Consider the following 3,752-nt stretch of genomic DNA (forward strand, 5'->3'; position numbering starts at 1 on the left):
GGATCTTGCTCTTTCAAGTAATCATACATATTGGCAATATGCTCTTCATTCAACTTAGGCTCTGCGGCAATTGCCTCAATAATGTCATCTTGTTTATCATCATCTGAATCTAAAATCATTTGTGATAACACAATTGCAACATCAGTACTTGGCATGTTTGACTCAATCGTCTGCTCAATCACACTTCTTACCACTGTAGTCGGTGTTTGATCAGCATCCATCGCTGCTTTTAACATACCTGAAGCAATCTTACCAACATTTGGCGCTGTCTCTCTTGCTTCAATTGCTTGCTGCAAGACACCTTTAACTACCTCAGCACTTGCGGAAGGATTAGCATCACTTGCACTGATTGTTTCTCTAAGCGCTGTTCTTGCAATCTCTGTTAAACGTTCAACAGGCGCTTTATTATCTAATGCTTGTGCAAAGTTAGATTTACTATTTTCAATGATCGATTTAACTTCAGGCTTCAAGGCGCTAAGCTCTTTTATCCTAGCATCTGAAACTTTAGTTTCCTGTACCTTGGCTGTAGATACATCGACTTTATTCGCTTGAGCACTTTGTGTAATCACATCAGGTGTTTGTGCAACATTAATCAGCATCTGATATTCAACCAGTAGCACACCATCTTTTGATACCTGTGTACTAAAGTCAGCCTTACCTGAGAATGCACTATTGGGTTTATAGTAAATATTAATTCTGTTATCAACTCTTTCTGTCTCAAGGCGACCTTCATTAGCAGTTAATCCATTCACCACAACTTCTACTTGATCTGTACTAAGCATCGTACCGATCAAGGCTGAGCTGCCTGGTAATATCGATGCCGTTAATGGACTGCCTAACGTACCGCTACCTGCTGTAAACGTTAATGTCGGCACAGTGAAGACTGTATTGTTAGCAAAGCCGGCAAACGCTTGATCAAATGATCTCACTGAACCAGAGTCAATCGCTGAAGCACTTGATGCTGTAGCAGCACCTGAGATCCGATACTGACCTTGCGCATTTGGTGTGCTTAAGGTTTCTCGCACTGGCGTGTTATAGATAATAACCGTTGAGGCAGCTAAGGTAGAACCAGAGTTTGGTCTTACAACAAACTGATCATTGCTTGTTGTGGTTACCTGAATACCACCATTATCCGTCCTTTGCACTTGAGCGCCATTAGGGACAAAGACATCCACTGTACCATCATTTCCGATATCTACAGCGGCGTTGTTATCTGTACCATCTGTGACTCTTGTTTGTTGATCTCGAGGAACAGTGACTGTTGTGTTATTCGCAGTGGTCACTGTAATGGTGTTATTAGATTGCGTTGTCACTTGAGCACCACTGTCAACGATAACATCGCCTTGATTATTACTACCAACATCCAAGGCAATGGTGCCATTATTTGCTTCTGTAATCGTAATGTTTTGATCTTTATCTACTGTTACAACACCGCCATTTGGCAGTGTTACCGTAACTGTGCCATTATTGTTATTCAGCACTAGCGTATTCTGTGGTACAACAACATCAACTTCACCATTATTATCAATATCAACAGGTAATAACCCGTCTGACGTCAAAACAAGTAGATTTGTGCTGCTTTGAGTTTCCAATGTACCATCACCATCTAGATAACTCACCACAACATGAATGCTCTTAGCTGCATCATCACCAATTAACAGATAGCTATTACTGGTTGCGCCAACTATCGCACTACCATTACGATACCATTGATATGTAAACACACCTAAACCATCGTTGTCACTGAGTGTATTAACTGCTGTTAATACTTGACCTACTCGGCGCTCACCAGTAATTGTAACAACACCATCTGGTGCATCATTCACTGGCATAACATCGATCGTCATGGTATAGCTTGCGACAGAGTCAGCTATACCATCGTTTACACTAAAGCCAAAACTGGCATAGTTAGTACCATTTGCATTTGCTTGAGGTATAAAGCGCAAATGACCTGCAGCAAGATCACTTGCTGAAATCACGGCATTTAATGTCACATCGTTACCGTTTAACTGTAATGATCCGGCATTTTCAAGTGTGGTGATTTTAATGCTCGATAAAGTACTGTTATCAAGATCCACAAAGTTAAAGTCTGTCGTATTAAAGACATATTGACTATCTTCATTAATCGTAATCGTACGGTTACTTGATAATGGCGCATCGTTCACTGCTATTACATTAATGGTACTGGTGATGGCATTTGAATTGATATCACTATCATTGACCCTAAAACTTACAGTACGCGCTAAGCTACTTGGATTATCTGAAGTGTTTTGATACGTCACACTGCGTAATGCCGCCTGATAGTTGGTAAGCGTGTCAGTACCTGTTAGGGTTAATACGCCACTGGCAGCATTAAAGCTTCCTGTGATATTAGCAGTATCTGTAAATCCAAGCACATCTTGTCCTGTCGCAAAGTTACCCGTAATTGAAATGCTTGCACCTTCAAGATTTATATCATCAACGTCTGTAATTATAACACTATTATCAATGATGCTTGCTGGCGCATTCTCTGTATAATTTAACGTGCTTCCGCCTAAGATCACAGCACTATCATTAACACTAACAACATTCACGGTACTTGTTGCAACAACTGAGTTGCTATCACCATCATTAACAATCCAACTAATGGTTCTAGGTAAAGCGCTTGGACTCTCTGACGTATTTCTATAGGTTATACTACGTAATGCCGCTTGATAGTTGGCAAGCGTGTCACTGCCTGTTAACGTTAACACGCCTGTTGAAGCGTTAAAGCTTCCCGTAATATTGGCAGTATTAACAAACGCTAACACATCTTGACCATTGACATAGTTATTACTAATCGCGATTGTTGCACTTTCAAGGTTGGTATCATCAACATCACTAATGGCAATGGTGTTATCAATCACTGTCGCACTATCGTTTTCGGTATAGGTTATACTTGCACCTGCTGTTAATACCGCTGGATTATTAACAGCACTGAGATTAATCGTACTGGTTACCTCACTAGAGGGAGCATCACCATCATTGATCACCCAGCCAATGGTGCGTGATAATACGCTTGGGTTAGCCGATGTGTTTTCATAGGTTACACTGCGTAATGCCGCTTGGTAATTAAGAAGGGTATCATTACCTGTTAAGGTTAACACACCAGTGCCCGCATTAAAGCTTCCGGTGATATTTGCAGTATTTGTAAATCCAAGCACATCTTGTCCTGCTGCAAAGTTACCCGTAATTGAAATCGTTGCGCTTTCAATATGCGTGTCATCAACATCATTGACAACAATACCACCATCGATCGCAATCACACCAGAGCCCTCACTATAGTTAAGAACACCACCAGCACTAATGACTGGTACATCATTCACTGCAGTGATATTAACGGTACTGGTTACAATCGATGAATTTGAATCCCCATCATTGACTCTCCAACTAATGGTACGTGATAACACACTTGGATTATCTGAGGTGTTGCGATAGGTAATGCTTCTTAAAGCAGACTCGTAGTTAGCTAATGTATCACTACCTGACAAACTAAGCACCCCAGTCGCGGCATTATAGCTGCCGCTAATGTTTGCCGTATTGGCAAATCCAAGAATATCCTGTCCAGCGGCAAAGTTACCCGTAATTGAAATCGTTGCACTTTCAACATGCGTATCATCTGCATCAGATAACGTAATACCATTATCAATAACAATGGCACTGGCATTTTCAATATAATTAACAACACCGCCAGCATTTACAATGGGCGCATTATTAATCGCACCTAAATTCAC

The 3,752-nt window shown here is 41.0% G+C and carries 1 protein-coding gene; it reads right to left on the reverse strand.

What is annotated here, in order from left to right:
* The coding region (locus DNJ75_RS14400; protein ID WP_206609121.1) for a beta strand repeat-containing protein at positions 1-3,752 on the reverse strand (3,752 nt) is incomplete at both ends.

The sequence above is a fragment of the Cysteiniphilum litorale genome, assembly GCF_003428165.1.
Lineage (GTDB): Bacteria > Pseudomonadota > Gammaproteobacteria > Francisellales > Francisellaceae > Caedibacter > Caedibacter litoralis.